Origin of the sequence: Massilia sp. R2A-15, from assembly GCF_030704305.1 — a bacterium.
Classification (GTDB): domain Bacteria; phylum Pseudomonadota; class Gammaproteobacteria; order Burkholderiales; family Burkholderiaceae_D; genus JAFCUW01.
Window position 1 is genome coordinate 3,282,124 of sequence record NZ_CP131935.1, and the last position, 18,097, is coordinate 3,300,220.

Consider the following 18,097-nt stretch of genomic DNA (forward strand, 5'->3'; position numbering starts at 1 on the left):
CGACGGGGACGCCGAGTCCCGCCCTTGGGCCGCGGCGCATTAAGCAGCCATTTTTAACGCTTACGCCATCAATGACTAACGCCTCCACGCCAGACACCCGCCCCGCCGACGTCACCCTGCGCGAAGCCTTCTGGTACTGGCTCAAGCTCGGCTTCATCAGCTTCGGCGGTCCGGCCGGCCAGATCGCGCTGATGCACGCCGAGCTGGTCGAGCGGCGCCGCTGGATCTCCGAGCAGCGCTTCCTGCACGCGCTGAACTACTGCATGTTGCTCCCCGGCCCCGAAGCGACCCAGCTCGCCATCTACATCGGCTGGCTGCTGCACAAGACACGCGGCGGCATCATCGCCGGCGTGCTGTTCGTGCTGCCCTCGCTGCTGATCCTGATGGCGCTCTCGTGGATCTACATGGCCTTCGGCAGCTTGCCCGCGGTGGCCGGCATCATGAACGGCATCAAGCCTGCAGTGGTGGCGATCGTCCTGGCCGCTGCGTGGCGCATCGGCAGCCGCACCCTGAAAAACCCGGTGCTCATCGCCATCGCCCTCGCCGCCTTCTGCGCAATCGCCCTGGCCGGCCTGCCCTTCCCCCTGATCGTGCTGGGCGCGGCCGGCATCGGCCTGGCCGGCGGGCGCTGGTGGCCGGCGTGGTTCCAGGTCGGCGGCCGCCAGCCCGGCAAGCAGGCGTCGTACGGCCTGGCCCTGATCGACGACGACACGCCAACGCCCGGCCACGCGCGCTTCTCGATGCCGCATCTCGCGCGCGTCGTGCTGGCCGGCGTTGCCATCGGCGCCGGCGCCTGGCTGCTGCTGGCCCTGTGCTTCGGGCCTGCGGGCGTGCTCGCGCGGATGGGCTGGTTCTTCACCAAGGCCGCGCTGATGACTTTCGGCGGTGCGTATGCCGTGCTGCCCTATGTTTACCAGGGCGGCGTCGAGCAGTACCACTGGCTCACCGGCCCGCAGATGATCGACGGGCTCGCGCTGGGCGAAACCACGCCCGGCCCGCTGATCATGATCGTCTCCTTCGTGGGCTTCGTCGGCGGCTGGAGCCACGCCCTGTTCGGCACTTCGTCGCTGCTGGCGGCCGGCGTGGCCGGCGCCACGGTCGCCACCCTGTTCACCTTCCTGCCCTCGTTCATCTTCATCCTGGCCGGCGGCCCGCTGGTGGAATCGACCCGCGGCGACGTGCGCATGACGGCGCCGCTGACCGCGATCTCGGCCGCGGTGGTGGGCGTGATCGTCAGCCTGGCGGTCTTCTTCGGCCAGCACGTGTTCCTGCGCGACGGCCGCTGGAATATCGCCGCGCTGGCGATCGGCGCGGCCGCCTGCGTCGCCCTATTCCGCTTCAAAATCGGCACCATCAAACTGATCTTCGCCTGTGCAGTTGTCGGCCTCGTGCTATCGTATTGGCATGGCTGAAAAAATCATTATGCTCAACGACGAGCGCAGGCCACAGCTGGCCATTCCCGCCGTCCTCGAATCGCCCACCGGCCGTGTCGACGACGCCCTCGCGCGCCCGCTGCACGACCTGCGCATCTCCGTCACCGACCGCTGCAATTTCCGCTGCGTGTACTGCATGCCCAAGGAAGTGTTCGACAAGGACTACCAGTACCTGCCGCACACCTCGCTGCTGTCGTTCGAGGAAATCACCCGCGTCGCCTCCATCTTCGTCAACCACGGCGTCGAAAAGATCCGCCTGACCGGCGGCGAGCCGCTGCTGCGCAAGAACGTCGAACGGCTGGTCGGCATGCTGGCCGAATTGCGCACGCCCAGCGGCCGCCCGCTCGACCTCACGCTCACGACCAACGGATCGCTGCTGGCCCGCAAGGCGCAGTCGCTCAAGGACGCGGGCCTGAACCGCGTCACCGTGTCGCTCGACTCGCTCGACGACGCCACCTTCAAGCGCATGAACGACGTCGATTTCGCGGTCGCCGATGTGCTCAACGGGATCGACGTCGCGCACAAGGTGGGACTGGGCCCGATCAAGATCAACATGGTCGTCAAGGCCGGCATGAACGATCAGGAGATCGTGCCGATGGCGCGCCATTTCAAGGGCACGCCCTACATCCTGCGCTTCATCGAATACATGGACGTGGGCGCCTCGAACGGCTGGAACATGGACGAGGTGATTCCGTCGGCAGAGGTGGTGCGCCGCATCTCGGCCGAGATGCCGCTCGAACCGGTCGGCGCCAACTACACCGGCGAGACCGCGGCGCGCTGGCGCTACGTCGATGGCGGCGGCGAGGTCGGCATGATCTCCAGCGTCACCCAGTCGTTCTGCAAGGACTGCACGCGCGCGCGCCTGTCGACCGAGGGCCAGCTCTACACCTGCCTGTTCGCCACGCGCGGGCACGACCTGCGCGGCCTGCTGCGCACTGGCCGCAGCGACGCCGAAATCTCCAGCGCGGTCGCGCAGCTGTGGCGCGCGCGCGCCGACCGCTACTCCGACACGCGCACCATCAACACCACAGGTATCGAACGCGGCCCCAAGCGGGTCGAAATGTCTTACATCGGCGGATAAACCAAGCATGAACAAGATTGAACAGATCAGCGCACTGATCCTGGCGGGCGGGCGCGGCTCGCGCATGGGCCATGTCGACAAGGGGCTGCAGCCGTTCCGCGGCACGACCATGGTGCAGCATGTGCTCGAACGGCTCGCGCCGCAAGTCGACAGCATCGCCATCAACGCCAACCAGAACCTCGACGCGTACGCCGCGTTCGGCATGCCGGTGTGGCCTGATGAAACCACAGGATTTGCCGGTCCGCTGGCCGGCCTTGAAGCCGGTTTGCGCCACTGCGCCACGCCCTACCTGGTCACCGCACCGTGTGACTCGCCTTTCCTCCCGGCCGACCTGGCCGCGCGCCTGTTCGACGCGCTGCAATCGCAAGGCGCCGACATCGCGCTGGCGGTGACGCAGGAAGCCGGCATGCGCAAGCAGCCGCACCCGGTTTTCTGCCTCGTGAAAACCTCGCTGCTCCCCGTGCTGTCGCAATACCTGCTTGAGGGCGGCCGCAAGATGGATGGCTGGTACGCGGATCTGAAAGTGGCCGAAGTCGTGTTCGAGGACAGCGACGCCTTCCGCAACATCAACACGCTCGACGAATTGCACAGTTTCGACACCGCGCGCGCGCCACGCCTGAAGGATGTCGTCAGCTGCCTGTCCGACTACGATCCCGACGCGCTTCCCGTGCGCCACGCTCAGAAGATCATCGGCGACTTCGTCACTCCGGTCCGCTCGGTCGAAAAGGTCGCGCTGCGCTCCGCGCTCGACCGCGTGCTGGCGGCGGACATCATCTCGCCGATCAACGTGCCCGCGCACGACAACTCCGCGATGGACGGCTTTGCGCTGCGCGGCGCCGACCTGCGTGCCGACGGCCCGACCACATTGAAAGTCATCTCCACAGTGTTCGCCGGCCGCCCGAACGACGCGGTGCCTGGCGCCGGCGAATGCGTGCGAATCATGACGGGCGGCGTGATGCCGGCCGGCTGCGACAGCGTGATCCCGCAGGAGCATGTAGCGGCGATCTCCGACACCGAAATCACCATCGACGCCGGCGCCATCCGCACCGGCGACAACCGCCGCTTTGCCGGCGAAGACCTGAAGGCCGGCAGTCCCGCGCTCAGGAAAGGCAAGATCATCCGCCCGGCCGACCTGGGCCTGCTCGCTTCGCTCGGCATCGCGGAAGTGCCGGTGCAGCGGCGCCTGCGCGTGGCGTTCTTCTCGACCGGCGACGAACTGCGCTCGATCGGCGAACCGCTCGACGCCGGCTGCGTCTACGACAGCAACCGTTACACGCTGTACGGCATGCTCACGCGCCTTGGCTGCGACATCATCGACATGGGCATCGTGCGCGACGACCCGCAGGCGCTGGAAGACGCGCTGCGCAACGCCTGCGAAAACGCGGACGCCATCGTCACCTCGGGCGGCGTTTCGGTCGGCGCGGCCGACTACACGCGCGAGATCATGGCCAAGCTGGGCGACGTCACGTTCTGGAAGATCGGCATGCGCCCCGGGCGTCCGCTCGCCTTCGGCAAGATCAACTCCAACGGCAAGAGCGCCTTCCTGTTCGGCCTTCCCGGCAATCCCGTCGCGGTGATGGTGTCGTTCTACTTCTTCGCCCGCAACGCGCTGCTGGCGATGATGGGTGCCGAGGCGCCGCTGCCGCTGCTGCGCGTGAAGTCGCTTGGCGCGATCCGCAAGAAGTCCGGACGCACCGAATACCAGCGCGGCATCCTGTCGGTCGATGCGAACGGCCAGCAGCAGGTGGCGATCACCGGCTCGCAAGGCTCGGGCATCCTGCGCTCGATGTCGGAAGCGAACTGCATGGTGGTGCTGCACGACGAAATGGGCAACGTGAACGCCGGCGACATGGTCGACGTGCTGCTGTTCGAAGGCCTCGTCTAATCCGACTCGTCGTACCTGCGAAGGCAGGTACCTATACTGAATACGCGTTCACTCTTCTGCGCGCTCAGCATGGGTACCTGCCTCCGCAGGTACGACGATTCCCATTTTCCGGTCCGCGAAGATGCGCGCGTCCATGGTCTTGAGCTGCGCGCTGACCTGCGGCCGGAAATCCATCTGCGCCATGATGTCGCGCTCGATGTCGATTCCCGGCGCCACCTCGATTATTTCGAGTCCGGATTCCGCCAGGCGAAACACGCAGCGCTCGGTGATGTACAACGCCTCCTGCCCGCGCGCGTAGGCGAACCGTCCCGCGTAGGTACGGTGTTCGACCGAATCGACGAACTTGCGCGCCGATCCTTCCTTCACGATTTGCAGGCGCCCTTCGCTGACCGCCACTTCCAGCCCACCGGCGGTAAAGGTCCCGACGAACACCACCTTGCGCGCATTCTGGCTGATGTTGATGAAGCCCCCGGCGCCGGCCAGTTTCGATCCAAATTTGCTGACGTTCAGGTTGCCCTCGCGGTCCGCCTGCGCCAGCCCGAGCACCGCGACATCGAGTCCGCCGCCATCGTAGAAATCGAACTGGTACGGCTGGTCGATCACCGCGTCGGCATTGGTCGCGGTGCCGAAATCGAGTCCGCCGGCCGGCATCCCGCCGATCACGCCCGCTTCGGCCGTCAGTGTGATCGATTCCAGCATTCCCTCCTCCGCAGCCACCTGCGCCACGCCTTCCGGCATGCCGATACCCAGGTTGACGACGTCGCCTTCCGACAGCTCCATCAAAGCGCGCCGCGCGATGATCTTGCGTTCGCACAGCGGCATCGGCGCCAGCGACGACAGCGGCACCCGGTGCGCGCTGGCGTAAGCGGCGCTGTACGCCGTGGTGAAGGTCTGCATGTGATATTCGGGCTGTTCGGCCACCACCACGCAATCGACCAGGATGCCGGGGATCTTGACCTGGCGCGCGTTCAGCGAACGGTTTGCGACGACCTGCTCGACCTGCACGATGACGATGCCGCCCGAATTATGCGCCGCCATCGCGATCGCCAGCGCCTCGAGCGTCAGCGCCTCCTTCTCCATCGTCACGTTGCCGGCGTGGTCGGCCGAGGTGCCGCGGACGATCGCCACGTGGATCGGCCGCGTTTTGTAGAACAGGTACTCCTGGCCGGCGATCTCGATGAGCGACACCACATCCTCGCGCGCCAGCGCATTGATCTTGCCGCCGCCATAGCGCGGATCGACGAAGGTGCCGAGGCCCACCGAAGTCACCAGACCGGGCTTGCCGGCGGCGGTATCGCGAAACAGCTGGCTGATCACGCCTTGCGGCAGGTTGTAAGCCTCGATCTTGTTATCGATGGCGAGCTTCTGCAGCGCCGGCGCCAGCGCCCAGTGCCCGCCGATGACGCGCCCGACCATGCCTTCGTGGCCGAAGTGATTCAGGCCGCGTTGCTTGCCGTCGCCCTGGCCCGCGGCGTACACCAGCGTCAGGTTGCGCGGCGCGCCGGTGGACGTGAAGCGCTGCTCCAGCGCCACCGCGATGTTCTCGGCAAAGCCCACGCCGACGAAGCCGCCGGTGGCGACGGTGTCGCCGTCGCGGATGCGCTGGACTGCTTCTGCTGCCGTCACAACCTTGTCGCGCATCGTGCCCCCAAGTTTTTCCAGGGCCGCAGCCCAAGGACTGGGGTCAGGTCCGGCGGACCTGACCCCGGGTTTGTCGCCGCCGCGGGCGTTTTCTACAGTATCTCCGGATCCAGGTCGGTATCCGTCCCCAGCATCAGCTCCGCCGTCTCGCTCGGCAGCGCCTCCACCGACTTGAGCTTGCGCGCCATCTGCCGGCTGCGCACCTCGGCGTTCTCGATGCTCTTGGCCGCCTTCTCCAGCGTCAGGCGCGTATTACTGAGCACCGTGCCGAACTTGCCGAACTCGGTCTTCACCGCGCCCAGCACCTGCCACACTTCCGACGAACGCTTCTCCAGCGCCAGCGTGCGAAAGCCCATCTGCAGGCTGTTCAGGATGGCCGACAGCGTCGACGGGCCGGCGATCGACACGCGCAGGGTGCGTTGCAGATCGTCGGCCAGGCCGGGACGGCGCATCACTTCCGCATACAGTCCTTCGGTCGGCAGGAACAGGATGGCGAAGTCGGTGGTCAGCGGCGGCGAAAGGTACTTCTCGCAGATCGTCTTCGCCTCGCCGCGCACCGCGCGTTCCAGCTCGCGTCCCGCCAGCAGCACGCCGTCCGCGTCCGCCCGCTCGGCCGCCTCGACCAGCCGCTCGTACTGCTCCTTCGGGAATTTCGCGTCGATCGGTAGCCACACCGGCGCGCCGTCGTCGGATGCCCCCGGCAGCTTGATCGCAAATTCGACTCGCGCGCCGCTGCCCGGAATCGTCTCGACATTCTTCGCGTACTGGTCCACCGTCAGCACCTGCTCGAGCAGCATCTCCAGCTGCACTTCACCCCAGGTGCCACGCGTCTTCACGTTGGTGAGCACGCGTTTCAGGTCGCCCACGCCGATCGCCAGCTGCTGCATTTCGCCCAGGCCCTGGTGGACTTTTTCCAGCCGCTCGGACACCTGCCGGAACGATTCGGTCAGGCGCGTTTCCAGCGTGGCGTGCAGCTTCTCGTCCACCGTCTTGCGCATCTCTTCCAGGCGCGCGCCGTTATCGGTCTGCAGGTCGCGAATTTTCGTCTCCAGCGTGGCGCGCACTTCCAGCATGCGTTGTCCGAAACTGTCTGAAAAGCGCTTGAGCGTGGCCGCCTGCTCTTCGCGGCCCGTCATGGCCTGCTGGTGGATCTGCTGGCGCATCGCGTCGAGCTGCTGCGCGCTGGCCTGCTGGTTGTGCGCCAGCGTCGCGGCCAGCTCCTGGCGCGTCGCCTGCGCCGTTCCTTGCAGCGCGCGTTCGAGTCGTTCGAACTGGCTGTCCTGGTTGCCGCGGCCGCGCATCAGCCATACCAGCTGCAGCACCACGGCGATGGCCGCGAGCGCGGCGAGAATAAGGAATTCGGTCTGGGTCATCGGTCAGTCGGCCTTGTTGCGCATCCAGTCGGCGGTTTGATAGAACGACTCCATCAGGCGCAGCCGCAGCGCTTCGTCGATGCCGATATCTTCCATGGCCCACGCCATCGCGCGCAGCCACTGATCGCGCTCGCTGCTGCCGATGGCAAACGGCAGGTGGCGCGCGCGCAGGCGCGGGTGGCCGTGGCGCTCGACGAACAGGTCGGGCCCGCCCATCCAGCCGGAGAGGAACATGAACAGTTTTTCGCGCGAGCCTTCGGTGGTGGGCGGGTGCATCGCGCGGATGCCGGCAAATTCCGGCTCGAGTTCCATCAGGTCGTAAAACCGGTCAACCAGCTCGCGCACGCGCTGCTCGCCGCCGAAGACCTCGTACAAGGTGTGAGATTGTGTCATTGCGCCATCATAGCGCACGGCGGGCCGCGGCACATCTGTCAAATCTGCACCATTGTTGAGCTTGATTTAGATCAAACGGCACAGTCCGCTTGTGCGGGATCATGGTGTTGATCTTCATCAACCCTTCCCAAGCGAACAGGCATGCGGCTTCCGATCTTCCAGCACCCCAGCCTCACCGTGCTGGTCGACGACAGCGAAGCGTTCCTGGCGCGGCTGCAGCGCGAACTGGGCGACGCCATCGCCACCAGGGCGTTCGGCGACCCGCAAGCGGCGCTGGAATGGATGCGGGAACAGGCCGGTATCGGCAACCCCAAGGCGCCCGCGGTGGTGGTGGTCGATCAGCGGATGGCAGCGATGACTGGCGTTGGATTTTGCGCTGCCCTGGCCAGTCACCCGTGCAGGAAGATCCTGCTGACCGGCGCCGGCGACGAGCGCGCCGCGATCGACGCCTTCAATCGCGGCGTGATCGACCGCGCCATCTGCAAGAGCGACGACGACGCGCTGGACCAGCTGGCGGATGCGATCGCGGCGCTGCGCGATGAATATTTTCTGGCGTTGTCCGACGCGACGGTCCCGCCCCATGCGCTTGGCGATTACGGCTTCCTGGCCGACCCCGCGGTGGCCAGGCTGGTGCGCAAGGTCAGCGCGGCGCATGGCGTGGTCGAACACTACCTGCACGCCGCGCCGTGCGGGCTGATGCTGATGGACGCAGCGGGCGGCGAACGGCTGCTGGCGATCGAAACGGATGGCGGCATGCAGTCGCACCATGAGGTTGCGCGCGACAGCGGCGCGCCGCCCTCGCTGCTCGATGCGCTCGATGCGCGCTGCATCGTGCCGTGGTTCCGCAACGGCGACGGGATGTACGACGAATCGGTCGGGGAACGCTGGCACCGGTATTGCGAGCCGGCCCGCGTGTGCGAAGGCGCGCAGCGCTACTACTGGGCGCTGTTCGAAACCTGATGAATGTCGTACCTGCCGAGGCAGGTACCTATACCGAGCTGGCTTTCACCATATTGCGCGCTCAGCATGGGTACCTGCCTTCGCAGGTACGACATTCGAGGGCTAACCCTCGCGCAGGGTTTGCAGCGGCGGTTGCTTCAGCACATTGCGCAGCCCGAGCCAGCCGCCGGCAATGGCGCATGCCACGCCCACCGCCAGGCCGGCCAGCCAGACCACCGGACTGAAGCTCCACGCGAACTTGAACTGGTAGGTCGCCAGCGCCCAGCCCAGCGCCGCGGCGCCCGACGCCGCCAGCACGCCGGCCAGGCCGCCCACCAGCGAAAACTCGATCCACTGCGCCTGCGACAGCTGCCGGCGCGTGGCGCCGAGCGCGCGCAGCAGCCCGGCCTCGCGCGTGCGCTCGTCCTGCGATCCCATCAGCGCCGCGTACAGCACCAGCACGCCGGAGGCCAGCGTGAACAGGAACAGGAATTCGACCGCCGTCACCACCTGGTCCAGCACTTCCTGCAGCTGGCCGATGATGCCGCTCACGTCGATCACGGTCAGGTTGGGAAACTCGCGGGTAAGCGCGTTGGTCAGCGCGCTGTCCGCCGGCGGCAGACGGAACGCCGTCATGAACGTCTGCGGCATAGCGGCCATCGCGCGCGGGTTGATGATGACGAAGAAGTTGGCCCGCATCGAGCCCCATTCGAGCTTGCGCAGGCTGGTCACGCGCGCCTCGACCATCTGCCCGGCGACATCGAAGCGCATCACGTCGCCCAGTTTCAGGTGCAGCGACTTCGCGATGCCCTGCTCCACCGACGCCTCGGCCACGCCGGGCGTGTCGCTGTACCACTTGCCGGCGACAAGCTGGTTGGTCGGCTGCATGTCCTTCATGGTCGACAGGTTCAGTTCGCGGTCGACCTGGCGCCGCGCGTTCTCGTCGTAGTTGGCCGCGTCGATCGCATTGCCGTTGATCGCCGTCAGCCGGCCGCGGATCATCGGGTACAGCACCACGTCCCTGACGCGCGCGGCGCCAAGGCGCTGCTCCACCGCCTCCTTCTGGTCGGGCATGATGTTGATGACGAAGCGGTTCGGCGCGTCGGCCGGCGTGGAACTGCGCCAGGCCGACATCAGGTCGCCGCGCACCACGGTCAACAGCAGCAGCGCCATCAGGCCCAGCGCCAGCGACACTACCTGCACGATGGTGGCGCCCGGTCGCCGTTGCAGCGCGGTGACGGCGAAGCGCCAGCTTTGATGGTCGATCGCACCGCGCAGCCGGCGCAGCGACACTAGCCCGAGCCAGCCGGCCAGCGCGAAGACGGCGAAGCCGCCGAGGAAGCCGATGGCCGTGACCAGCGCCAGCTGCGTGTCGCCGGCCTGCCACAGCAGCAGCGCCACGAAAGCGCACACGCCCAGTCCATACGTGGCCAGCGCCATCTTGCGCGGCGGCGCCTGCTCGCGCCGGATCACGCGGTTGTGCGGCACGTTGCGCAGCTGGAGCACCGGCGGCAGCGCGAAGCCGACCAGCAGCAACATTCCGGTCGCGATCCCCTGCAGCGCCGGCAGCGGCGACACCGGCGGCAAATCGGTGCTGATGAATTTTCCGATCAGCTCGAGCAGCACGTAATGGGCTCCGAAGCCCACCAGCACGCCAAGCACGCTGCCGGCGAGGCCGACCAGCACGAATTCGGTCAGGTACAGCGCGGTCACCTGGTTCTGCGACAGCCCCAGGCAGCGCAGCATCGCGCAGGCGTCGAGATGGCGCAGCATGAAGCGGCGCGCCGCCATCGCCACCGCCACCGCCGCCAGCATCGCCGACAGCAGGCCGACCAGCGACAGGAAGCGGTCGGCGCGGTCCAGCGTGGCGCGCATCTCGGGCCGGCCGTTTTCCAGCGACTCGATGCGCACGCCCTTGATGTTCTGCGCGGCGATGCGCGCCTTCAGCCATTGCTCATACTGGTTCACGCGCGTCAGGTCGTTGTTCGACGGCGCCGCCACCTGCATCCGGTAGGTCACTCGCGAACCGTTGTCCACCAGGCCGGTGGCCGCCAGGTCGGCCATCGACAGCATCACGCGCGGCGCGAAATTGGCGAATGATGGCCCGCGATCCGGCTCGGCGGAGATCAGCTGCGCGATGGTGAAGGTCTTGTCGCCCAGCTTGAGCGGCGCGCCGACCGTGGTCTTCAGGCCGGAGAGCACATTCGGGTCCACCCACACCGTGCCCGGCGCCGGCGTGGCGGCGGTCTTCTGCCCGCGCGCGGCACTGGCCTCGATCGCACTGGTAGTGATGCGCACCTGGCCGCGCAGGGGATAGCCCTGGCTGACCGCCTTGACCGACGCCAGCTGCGCCTGCGACTGCTCGCCCTCGCCCGCCTGCGCCATGCTGGGAAACGTCACCGTGTCGGCCAGCACCAGGCCGCGCCGCTGCGCCTCCGCGCGCCACTCGGCGCGCACCGGCTGGTCGGCGTTGACCAGCAGGTCGGCGCCCAGCAGCTGGTGCGCATCGCGATTGAGGCTGCTGCGCATGCGGTCGATGAAAAAGCCCACCGCCGACAGCGAGGCGACGGCGACGATCAGCGCCACCAGGAGGAAGCGCAGCTCGCCGGCGCGCCAGTCGCGCGCGGTCATGCGGAACGATTGAGCCAGCATCCGGAGCTACACCTTGGCGAAAAAGGCGTCGAGTTCCTCGATGAAGGCGCGCTTCGCCTCCGGTTCGAGGAAGGACGCGTTGAAGCTGTTGCGCGCCAGCCGGTGCGCGTGCGACAGCCCGAGCGGCAGCGCGTCGAACGCGGCCAGGAAGTTATCGTTCATGTAGCCGCCGAAGTAGGCCGGGTCGTCCGAATTGACGGTGGCCGCCAGCCCCGCGTCGAGCAGCTCGAGCAGGTTGTGCTGGCCCATGTGGTCGAACACGCGCAGCTTGATGTTCGACAGCGGGCACACGGTCAGCGCGATCTGTTCGCGCGCCAGGCGCTCGGTGAGCACCGGGCTTTCGAGGCAGCGCACGCCGTGGTCGATGCGTTCGACGTTGAGCAGGTCGAGCGCCGTCTCGATGTATTCCGGCGGGCCCTCTTCGCCGGCGTGCGCCACCAGGTGCAGGCCAAGCTGGCGGCAGCGTTCGAACACGCGGCAGAATTTTTCCGGCGGATGGCCGACCTCGGACGAATCGAGGCCGACGCCGATGATCTTGTCGCGGAACGGCAGCGCCTCTTCCAGCGTGGCGATGGCGTCGGCTTCGGACAGGTGGCGCAGGAAGCACATGATCAGGCTCGCGCTGATCGGCCCGTCCTGGCAGGCGCGCCAGATGCCGTTGATGACGGTCTCGAACGGCACGCCGCGCGCGGTATGGGTCTGCGGGTCGAAGAAGATCTCGGCGTGGCGCACGTTGTCGGCGGCGGCGCGCTGCAGGTACGCCATCGTCATGTCGTAGAAATCCTGCTCTTTCAGCAGCACGCTGGCGCCGGCGTAATAAATGTCGAGAAACGACTGCAAATTATCGAATGCATAAGCCTTGCGCAAGCTGTCCACCGATTCGTAGGCCAGCGCGACCCCATTTCTTTGAGCCAACTCAAAGATCAGTTCGGGTTCGAGTGACCCTTCGATGTGTATGTGCAATTCTGCCTTGGGCATCTGCTGCAATACGCTCTGCAACTGTTTTTGCGACATTTTTATTCTCCAGGTGTGCGGTCGATGCGGGGGATTCGAACAGTGTAGCGCAAGGCGCCCGATGGGTTGGCCGGCCGATTAATTCGCAAAGGAAAAAGTGTGACATTTGCCCTGTTTCGGTGCACCGTCGGGCAATCGATCCGGACGTGCCCGCGCCACCAAAAGCCGGCGCCGTTGGCGCGCGCAAAAAGTGTCCCATGTCGCGTGATCGAATCGATAAACGTCGATGCGGACGAGGCCGTAATACGACAGAAATCACCTGTATAGAACGCTTGTTTTACCTTATTAATCAGTCACTTGGATTAGTTACACACGATCGCGCTTCATTGCTTTGACTTCTCCTTCCATTAAGCACATAATAAATTTCATAGGCGTAAGAAGACGTTGTCAGCACGCGCAATCGACCGGCAAAAACCGGCATAAAAATAAATCCTCGACAGCCGTTTTTGTTTCAGAAGTTTGAATCGGGAAACGTTCTTGTCGATACCAAAGGAGAGACGCCAGCGACCAGGCCTGGGGCACGCATTGCCCGACAGCACAGTGATCAGTGTAAGCACATTAAAGGACATTCAAATGACCATTTTTGACAACTACGCGGCTCGCTACGAGCGTACCCGGGAAGAGGAATTTTCCCTCGTTGAGTATCTGGCACTGTGCAAGAAGGACCCGCTGACCTACGCCACGGCGCCCGAACGCATGCTCGCCGCGATCGGCGAGCCGACCCTGGTCGACACGCGCAACGACACCCGGCTGTCGCGCATCTTCGCCAACAAGGTCATCAAGCTGTATCCCGCCTTCAAGGATTTCTACGGCACCGAGGAGGTCATCGAGCAGGTGGTGTCCTACTTCCGCCACGCCGCCCAGGGCCTCGAGGAGCGCAAGCAGATCCTCTACCTGCTCGGCCCGGTGGGCGGCGGCAAGTCGTCGATCGCCGAAAAACTCAAGTCGCTGATGGAACAGGTGCCCTTCTATTGCCTGAAGGGCTCGCCCGTCAACGAGTCGCCGCTGGGCCTGTTCAACGAAGAGGAAGACGGCACCATCCTCGAAGAGGACTACGGCATCCCGCGGCGCTACCTGCGCACCATCCCTTCCCCCTGGGCGGTCAAGCGCCTGCACGAGTTCAACGGCGATATCAACAAGTTCCGCGTGGTCAAGCGCTACCCGTCGATGCTCAAGCAGATCGCCATCTCGAAAACCGAGCCGGGCGACGAGAACAACCAGGACATCTCCTCGCTGGTGGGCAAGGTCGACATCCGCAAGCTGGAAGACTATGCGCAGGACGATCCGGACGCCTACAGCTATTCGGGCGGCCTGTGTCTGGGCAACCAGGGCCTGATGGAATTCGTCGAGATGTTCAAGGCGCCGATCAAGGTGCTGCACCCGCTGCTGACCGCGACCCAGGAAGGCAACTACAAGGGCACCGAGGGCTTCGGCGCGATCCCGTTCGACGGCATCGTGCTGGCCCACTCGAACGAGTCGGAGTGGAAAACTTTCCGCAACAACCGCAACAACGAGGCTTTCCTCGACCGCATCTACATCGTCAAGGTGCCGTACTGCCTGCGCGTGTCCGATGAAATCAAGATCTACGACAAGCTGATCCGCAACTCCTCGCTCGAGCACGCCCCGTGCGCGCCTGGCACCATGAAGATGATGGCGCAGTTCGCGATCCTGTCGCGCCTGAAGGATCCCGAAAATTCGTCGATCTTCTCGAAGATGCTGGTGTACGACGGCGAAAACCTCAAGGACACCGATCCGAAAGCCAAGTCGATGCACGAGTACGTCGACTACGCCGGCGTCGACGAAGGCATGAACGGGCTGTCGACCCGCTTCGCCTTCAAGATCCTGTCGAAGGTCTTCAACTTCGACAACACAGAAGTGGCCGCCAACCCGGTGCACCTGCTGTATGTACTGGAGCAGCAGATCGAGCGCGAGCAGTTCGCGCCCGAGACCGAGCAGCGCTACCTCTCCTACATCAAGGAGCACCTGGCGCAGCGCTACGTCGATTTCATCGGCAAGGAAATCCAGACCGCGTATCTCGAAAGCTATTCGGAATACGGCCAGAACATTTTTGATCGCTACGTCACCTTTGCCGACTTCTGGATCCAGGACCAGGAGTTCCGCGATCCCGACACCGGCGAATCGTTCGACCGCGATGCGCTCAACAGCGAGCTGGAGAAGATCGAGAAGCCGGCCGGCATCTCGAATCCGAAGGATTTCCGCAACGAGATCGTCAACTTCGGCCTGCGCGCCCGCGCCACCAACGGCGGCAAGAACCCGGCCTGGACCAGCTACGAGAAATTCCGCACCGTGATCGAGAAGAAGATGTTCTCGAACACCGAGGAATTGCTGCCGGTGATCTCGTTCAACGCCAAGGCGTCGGCCGAGGACGCCAACAAGCACGCCGACTTCGTGGCGCGCATGGTGGAAAAAGGCTATACGGCCAAGCAGGTTCGCCTGCTGTGCGAGTGGTATCTGCGCGTGCGGAAGTCGTCTTGACCGGAAAGGGTTAAGATAGGAGGGTCAGGCGGGTTTCCGCCGGCCCGCCGCGGATTTTGAGCAGGAGGCATGTTTTGACTTACCTCATCGACCGACGCTTGCAAGGCAAGAACAAGTCAGCGATCAACCGAGAGCGCTTCCTCCGGCGATACAAAAGCCAGATCAAGGATGCTGTCGGGCGCGCGATCAAAGGTCGCTCGATCACCGACATCGAAAATGGCGAGAAGGTGTCCATTCCCGTCAAGGACGTCAACGAACCGAATTTCGGCCACGCCCACGGCGGCGTCTGGGAAACGGTTAACCCCGGCAACAAGGAATATCAAAAGGGCGACCAGTTCAACCGCCCCCGCAGCGGCGGCGGCGCCGGCCGCGGCAAGGCCGGCAACAGCGACCAGACCACCGAAGACGATTTCATCTTCGAGCTGTCGCGCGAAGAATTCATGAACTACTTCTTCGAGGACCTCGAGCTGCCGAACATGGTCAAGACGCAGCTGACGCAAACCACCGAATTCAAGAACCAGCGCGCCGGCTACAACATCTCCGGCACGCCGTCCAACATCCACGTGCTGCGCTCGCTGCGCGGCGCCCTCGGCCGGCGCATTGCCGTCGGCGGCAACTCGCGCAAGCAGCTCACCCACGCCGAGCACGAACTGGCGCGCCTGTTAGAGGAAGGCGCCCCGCTCGACGATCCCCACGTCGTCGAACTGAAAAAGCTGGTGCACCACCTGCACACCAAGCTGCTGGCGATTCCCTTCATCGACCCGTTCGACCTGCGCTACAGCAACCGCATCAAGGTGCCCAAGCCGACCACCCAGGCCGTCATGTTCTGCATCATGGACGTGTCGGGCTCGATGGACGAGAGCCGCAAGGACACCGCCAAGCGCTTCTTCATCCTGCTGTATTTATTCCTCAAGCGCGCCTACGACAAGATCGAGGTCGTGTTCATCCGCCACCACACGGCCGCGGCCGAGGTGGACGAGAACGAATTTTTCCATTCGCGCGAATCGGGCGGCACCGTCGTGTCGTCGGCGCTGCACCTGCTGCAAAAGATCATCAGCGAGCGCTACGGCAGCGGCGAGTGGAACAGCTACGTGGCCCAGGCCTCCGACGGCGACAACTGGGACAACGACTCGGTGCTGTGCAAGCAGCTCCTGATCAACACCATCATGCCGGCGGTGCAGTACTACACCTACGTGGAAATCACCGACGGCCCGCAACAGAACCTGTGGGAACAGTACGCCGAAGTGGGCGACCACCATCCGAATTTCGCGATGCAGAAGATCGTCACGCCGGCCGACATCTATCCGGTGTTCCGGGAACTGTTCAAGAAGCAGCCGAAGTGAGATTGCCATGCCCAGAGATCCGAAAAACCCGCGCGCCCTGCCCGAACAGTCGGAGTGGACCTTCGACCTGATCGAGCAGGCGCACGAGGAAATCCGCCGTGTCGCCCGCAACTTCGGGCTCGACACCTACCCCAACCAGCTCGAGATCATCACCGCCGAGCAGATGATGGATGCCTACACCTCGGTCGGCATGCCGGTCTCGTACAACCACTGGTCGTTCGGCAAGCATTTTCTGTCGACGGAAAAAAGCTACAAGCGCGGCCAGATGGGACTGGCCTACGAGATCGTCATCAACTCGAACCCCTGCATCGCCTATCTAATGGAGGAGAACAGCCTGACCATGCAGGCGCTGGTGATCGCGCACGCCGCCTACGGCCACAACTCCTTCTTCAAGGGCAATTACCTGTTCCGCACCTGGACCGACGCCGAGGCCATCGTCGACTACATGGTGTTCGCCAAGAATTACATCGCCGAATGCGAGCAGCGCCACGGCATCGACGCGGTCGAGCAGATCCTCGACTCCTGCCACGCGCTGCAAAACTACGGCGTGGATCGCTACAAGCGCCCGGCCAAGCTGTCGCTGGCGCAGGAAAACGCGCGCCAGAAGGAGCGCGAGGAATACGCCCAGTCGCAGGTCAACGCCCTGTGGCGCACCGTGCCGCGGCGCGACGAGGAGCTGCCCGGCGACGCGCCGCCGCCGCGCTTTCCGCCCGAGCCGGAGGAAAACCTGCTGTACTTCATCGAGAAGTACGCGCCCCTGCTCGAACCCTGGCAGCGCGAAATGGTTCGCATTACGCGCAAGATCTCCCAGTACTTCTACCCGCAGCGCCAGACCCAGGTGATGAACGAAGGCTGGGCCACGTTCTGGCATTACACGATTTTGCACGAACTATATAAGGAGGGCATCGTCGGCGACGGCTTCATGATGGAGTTCCTGCAAAGCCACACCAACGTGGTGTTCCAGCCATCGGCCACCAGCCCCTATTACAACGGCATCAATCCCTACGCGCTGGGCTTTGCGATGATGAGCGACATCCGCCGCATCTGCGAAGACCCGACCGACGAGGACCGCGAGTGGTTCCCCTCGTTCGCCGGCAGCGACTGGCGTAAGACGCTCGACTTTGCGATGCGCAATTTCAAGGACGAGAGCTTCATCGCCCAATACCTCTCGCCCAAGCTGATCCGCGATTTCCACTTCTTCGCCGTGCTCGACGACGACCGCAGGGACAAGCTGCAGATCTCCGCGATCCACGACGAACGGGGCTACCGCTACGTGCGCCAGCAATTGGCCGAGCAGTACAACCTCGGCAACCGCGAGCCCAACATCCAGGTCTGGCAAGTCAATACGCGCGACGACCGCGCCCTGACGCTGCGCCACACCCAATTCCAGCGCCGCCCGCTGAACCAGCAGGCCCAGGAAGTGCTGCGCCACGTGGCGCGCCTGTGGGGTTTCGACGTCCACCTCGAGACCGTCGACCCGCAGGGCAACGTGGTCAGCAGCCTGGAATGCCGCCGCGAGAAACGCAACCGCAATTAGGCGCGCGCCCCGCGCGGCGCGCCTCTGCTACCATATACCAAAGCGATCGCCTCCCATCACCTATTGCTATATACTGGCAGGGCGAGCTACCGGCGACTAGCAGTTTCAAGCGAACGCCCCTGTTCAGCGAAACTGTCTATAGTTAGCATAATCACCATGCCCCGCCGAATGGAATTTGCCTATTGGTAAATTGCCACGGCAATTGTTTAGAGAAGCGTCCGTCCGTGCGCCGTCACTTTGGCACCGGACCGCGCACCGCATACGGTCGTTATTTTTTGATATGCATTTATAGCAATTAATCCTGACACGC

The 18,097-nt window shown here is 64.6% G+C and carries 11 protein-coding genes and 1 pseudogene; 7 read left to right on the top strand and 5 right to left on the bottom strand.

Annotated elements, in window-relative coordinates; all coding sequences use genetic code 11:
• Nucleotides 1–71: 71 nt before the first annotated feature.
• The 3 genes from chrA to glp are packed head-to-tail and all read left to right on the top strand — an operon-like array spanning nucleotide 72 to nucleotide 4,399.
• Nucleotides 72–1,412, top strand: coding sequence for a chromate efflux transporter (chrA, locus tag Q4S45_RS15055; RefSeq protein ID WP_305505574.1), 1,341 nt, complete (start codon nucleotides 72–74; stop codon nucleotides 1,410–1,412).
• Entirely contained in the window at nucleotides 1,405–2,514 is a 1,110-nt protein-coding gene (gene moaA, locus Q4S45_RS15060) for a GTP 3',8-cyclase MoaA (RefSeq protein WP_305505576.1), read from the top strand. Before chrA ends, moaA begins: the two co-directional genes overlap by 8 nt.
• A 7-nt stretch (nucleotides 2,515–2,521) precedes the next feature.
• On the top strand, nucleotides 2,522–4,399 hold the full coding sequence (glp, locus tag Q4S45_RS15065; protein ID WP_305505578.1) for a gephyrin-like molybdotransferase Glp: 1,878 nt from the start codon (nucleotides 2,522–2,524) through the stop codon (nucleotides 4,397–4,399).
• A 96-nt stretch (nucleotides 4,400–4,495) separates the two neighbouring features.
• Here glp and Q4S45_RS15070 read toward each other — a convergent pair.
• From Q4S45_RS15070 to Q4S45_RS15080, 3 genes and pseudogenes are all read right to left on the bottom strand, one after another.
• Nucleotides 4,496–6,040 (bottom strand): annotated as a pseudogene (locus Q4S45_RS15070) (acyl CoA:acetate/3-ketoacid CoA transferase); the annotation flags it as partial.
• 92 nt (nucleotides 6,041–6,132) lie between these two features.
• Nucleotides 6,133–7,413 (bottom strand): DNA recombination protein RmuC, encoded by a 1,281-nt coding sequence (locus Q4S45_RS15075; protein WP_305505580.1) that lies wholly within the window; start codon nucleotides 7,411–7,413, stop codon nucleotides 6,133–6,135.
• A gap of 3 nt (nucleotides 7,414–7,416) precedes the next feature.
• Nucleotides 7,417–7,806 carry a group II truncated hemoglobin gene (locus Q4S45_RS15080; protein ID WP_305505582.1) on the bottom strand — a complete coding sequence of 130 codons (390 nt, stop codon included), beginning with the start codon at nucleotides 7,804–7,806 and terminating at the stop codon, nucleotides 7,417–7,419.
• Nucleotides 7,807–7,947: 141 nt separating this feature from the next.
• Between Q4S45_RS15080 and Q4S45_RS15085 the strand changes: the two genes are divergently transcribed.
• A complete protein-coding gene (locus tag Q4S45_RS15085; protein WP_305505584.1) occupies nucleotides 7,948–8,766 on the top strand; it encodes a response regulator in 819 nt (272 codons plus the stop codon).
• A gap of 102 nt (nucleotides 8,767–8,868) precedes the next feature.
• Here Q4S45_RS15085 and Q4S45_RS15090 read toward each other — a convergent pair whose 3' ends face one another.
• Complete coding sequence (locus Q4S45_RS15090; RefSeq protein WP_305505586.1) at nucleotides 8,869–11,397, bottom strand: ABC transporter permease; 2,529 nt, start codon at nucleotides 11,395–11,397, stop codon at nucleotides 8,869–8,871.
• A 6-nt stretch (nucleotides 11,398–11,403) separates the two neighbouring features.
• The gene (locus Q4S45_RS15095) at nucleotides 11,404–12,411 is read right to left on the bottom strand and encodes an adenosine deaminase (RefSeq protein WP_305505588.1); all 1,008 of its coding nucleotides are present in this window, start codon (nucleotides 12,409–12,411) and stop codon (nucleotides 11,404–11,406) included.
• A gap of 573 nt (nucleotides 12,412–12,984) precedes the next feature.
• On the opposite strand from Q4S45_RS15095, the gene Q4S45_RS15100 reads away from it, so the two are divergent.
• From Q4S45_RS15100 to Q4S45_RS15110, 3 genes are all read left to right on the top strand, one after another.
• The gene (locus Q4S45_RS15100) at nucleotides 12,985–14,907 is read left to right on the top strand and encodes a PrkA family serine protein kinase (RefSeq protein WP_305505590.1); all 1,923 of its coding nucleotides are present in this window, start codon (nucleotides 12,985–12,987) and stop codon (nucleotides 14,905–14,907) included.
• 74 nt (nucleotides 14,908–14,981) lie between these two features.
• Nucleotides 14,982–16,250 carry a YeaH/YhbH family protein gene (locus Q4S45_RS15105; RefSeq protein ID WP_305505592.1) on the top strand — a complete coding sequence of 423 codons (1,269 nt, stop codon included), beginning with the start codon at nucleotides 14,982–14,984 and terminating at the stop codon, nucleotides 16,248–16,250.
• A gap of 7 nt (nucleotides 16,251–16,257) precedes the next feature.
• Nucleotides 16,258–17,787 carry a SpoVR family protein gene (locus Q4S45_RS15110; RefSeq protein WP_305505594.1) on the top strand — a complete coding sequence of 510 codons (1,530 nt, stop codon included), beginning with the start codon at nucleotides 16,258–16,260 and terminating at the stop codon, nucleotides 17,785–17,787.
• Nucleotides 17,788–18,097: the final 310 nt, after the last annotated feature.

What these genes read in the sequence shown, in the direction of transcription:
- chrA (WP_305505574.1), top strand. Translation starts at nt 72, where the DNA reads ATGACTAACGCCTCCACGCCAGACACCCGCCCCGCCGACGTCACCCTG.
- moaA (WP_305505576.1), top strand. Translation starts at nt 1,405, where the DNA reads ATGGCTGAAAAAATCATTATGCTCAACGACGAGCGCAGGCCACAGCTG.
- glp (WP_305505578.1), top strand. Translation starts at nt 2,522, where the DNA reads ATGAACAAGATTGAACAGATCAGCGCACTGATCCTGGCGGGCGGGCGC.
- Q4S45_RS15075 (WP_305505580.1), bottom strand. Translation starts at nt 7,413, where the DNA reads ATGACCCAGACCGAATTCCTTATTCTCGCCGCGCTCGCGGCCATCGCC.
- Q4S45_RS15080 (WP_305505582.1), bottom strand. Translation starts at nt 7,806, where the DNA reads ATGACACAATCTCACACCTTGTACGAGGTCTTCGGCGGCGAGCAGCGC.
- Q4S45_RS15085 (WP_305505584.1), top strand. Translation starts at nt 7,948, where the DNA reads ATGCGGCTTCCGATCTTCCAGCACCCCAGCCTCACCGTGCTGGTCGAC.
- Q4S45_RS15090 (WP_305505586.1), bottom strand. Translation starts at nt 11,397, where the DNA reads ATGCTGGCTCAATCGTTCCGCATGACCGCGCGCGACTGGCGCGCCGGC.
- Q4S45_RS15095 (WP_305505588.1), bottom strand. Translation starts at nt 12,411, where the DNA reads ATGTCGCAAAAACAGTTGCAGAGCGTATTGCAGCAGATGCCCAAGGCA.
- Q4S45_RS15100 (WP_305505590.1), top strand. Translation starts at nt 12,985, where the DNA reads ATGACCATTTTTGACAACTACGCGGCTCGCTACGAGCGTACCCGGGAA.
- Q4S45_RS15110 (WP_305505594.1), top strand. Translation starts at nt 16,258, where the DNA reads ATGCCCAGAGATCCGAAAAACCCGCGCGCCCTGCCCGAACAGTCGGAG.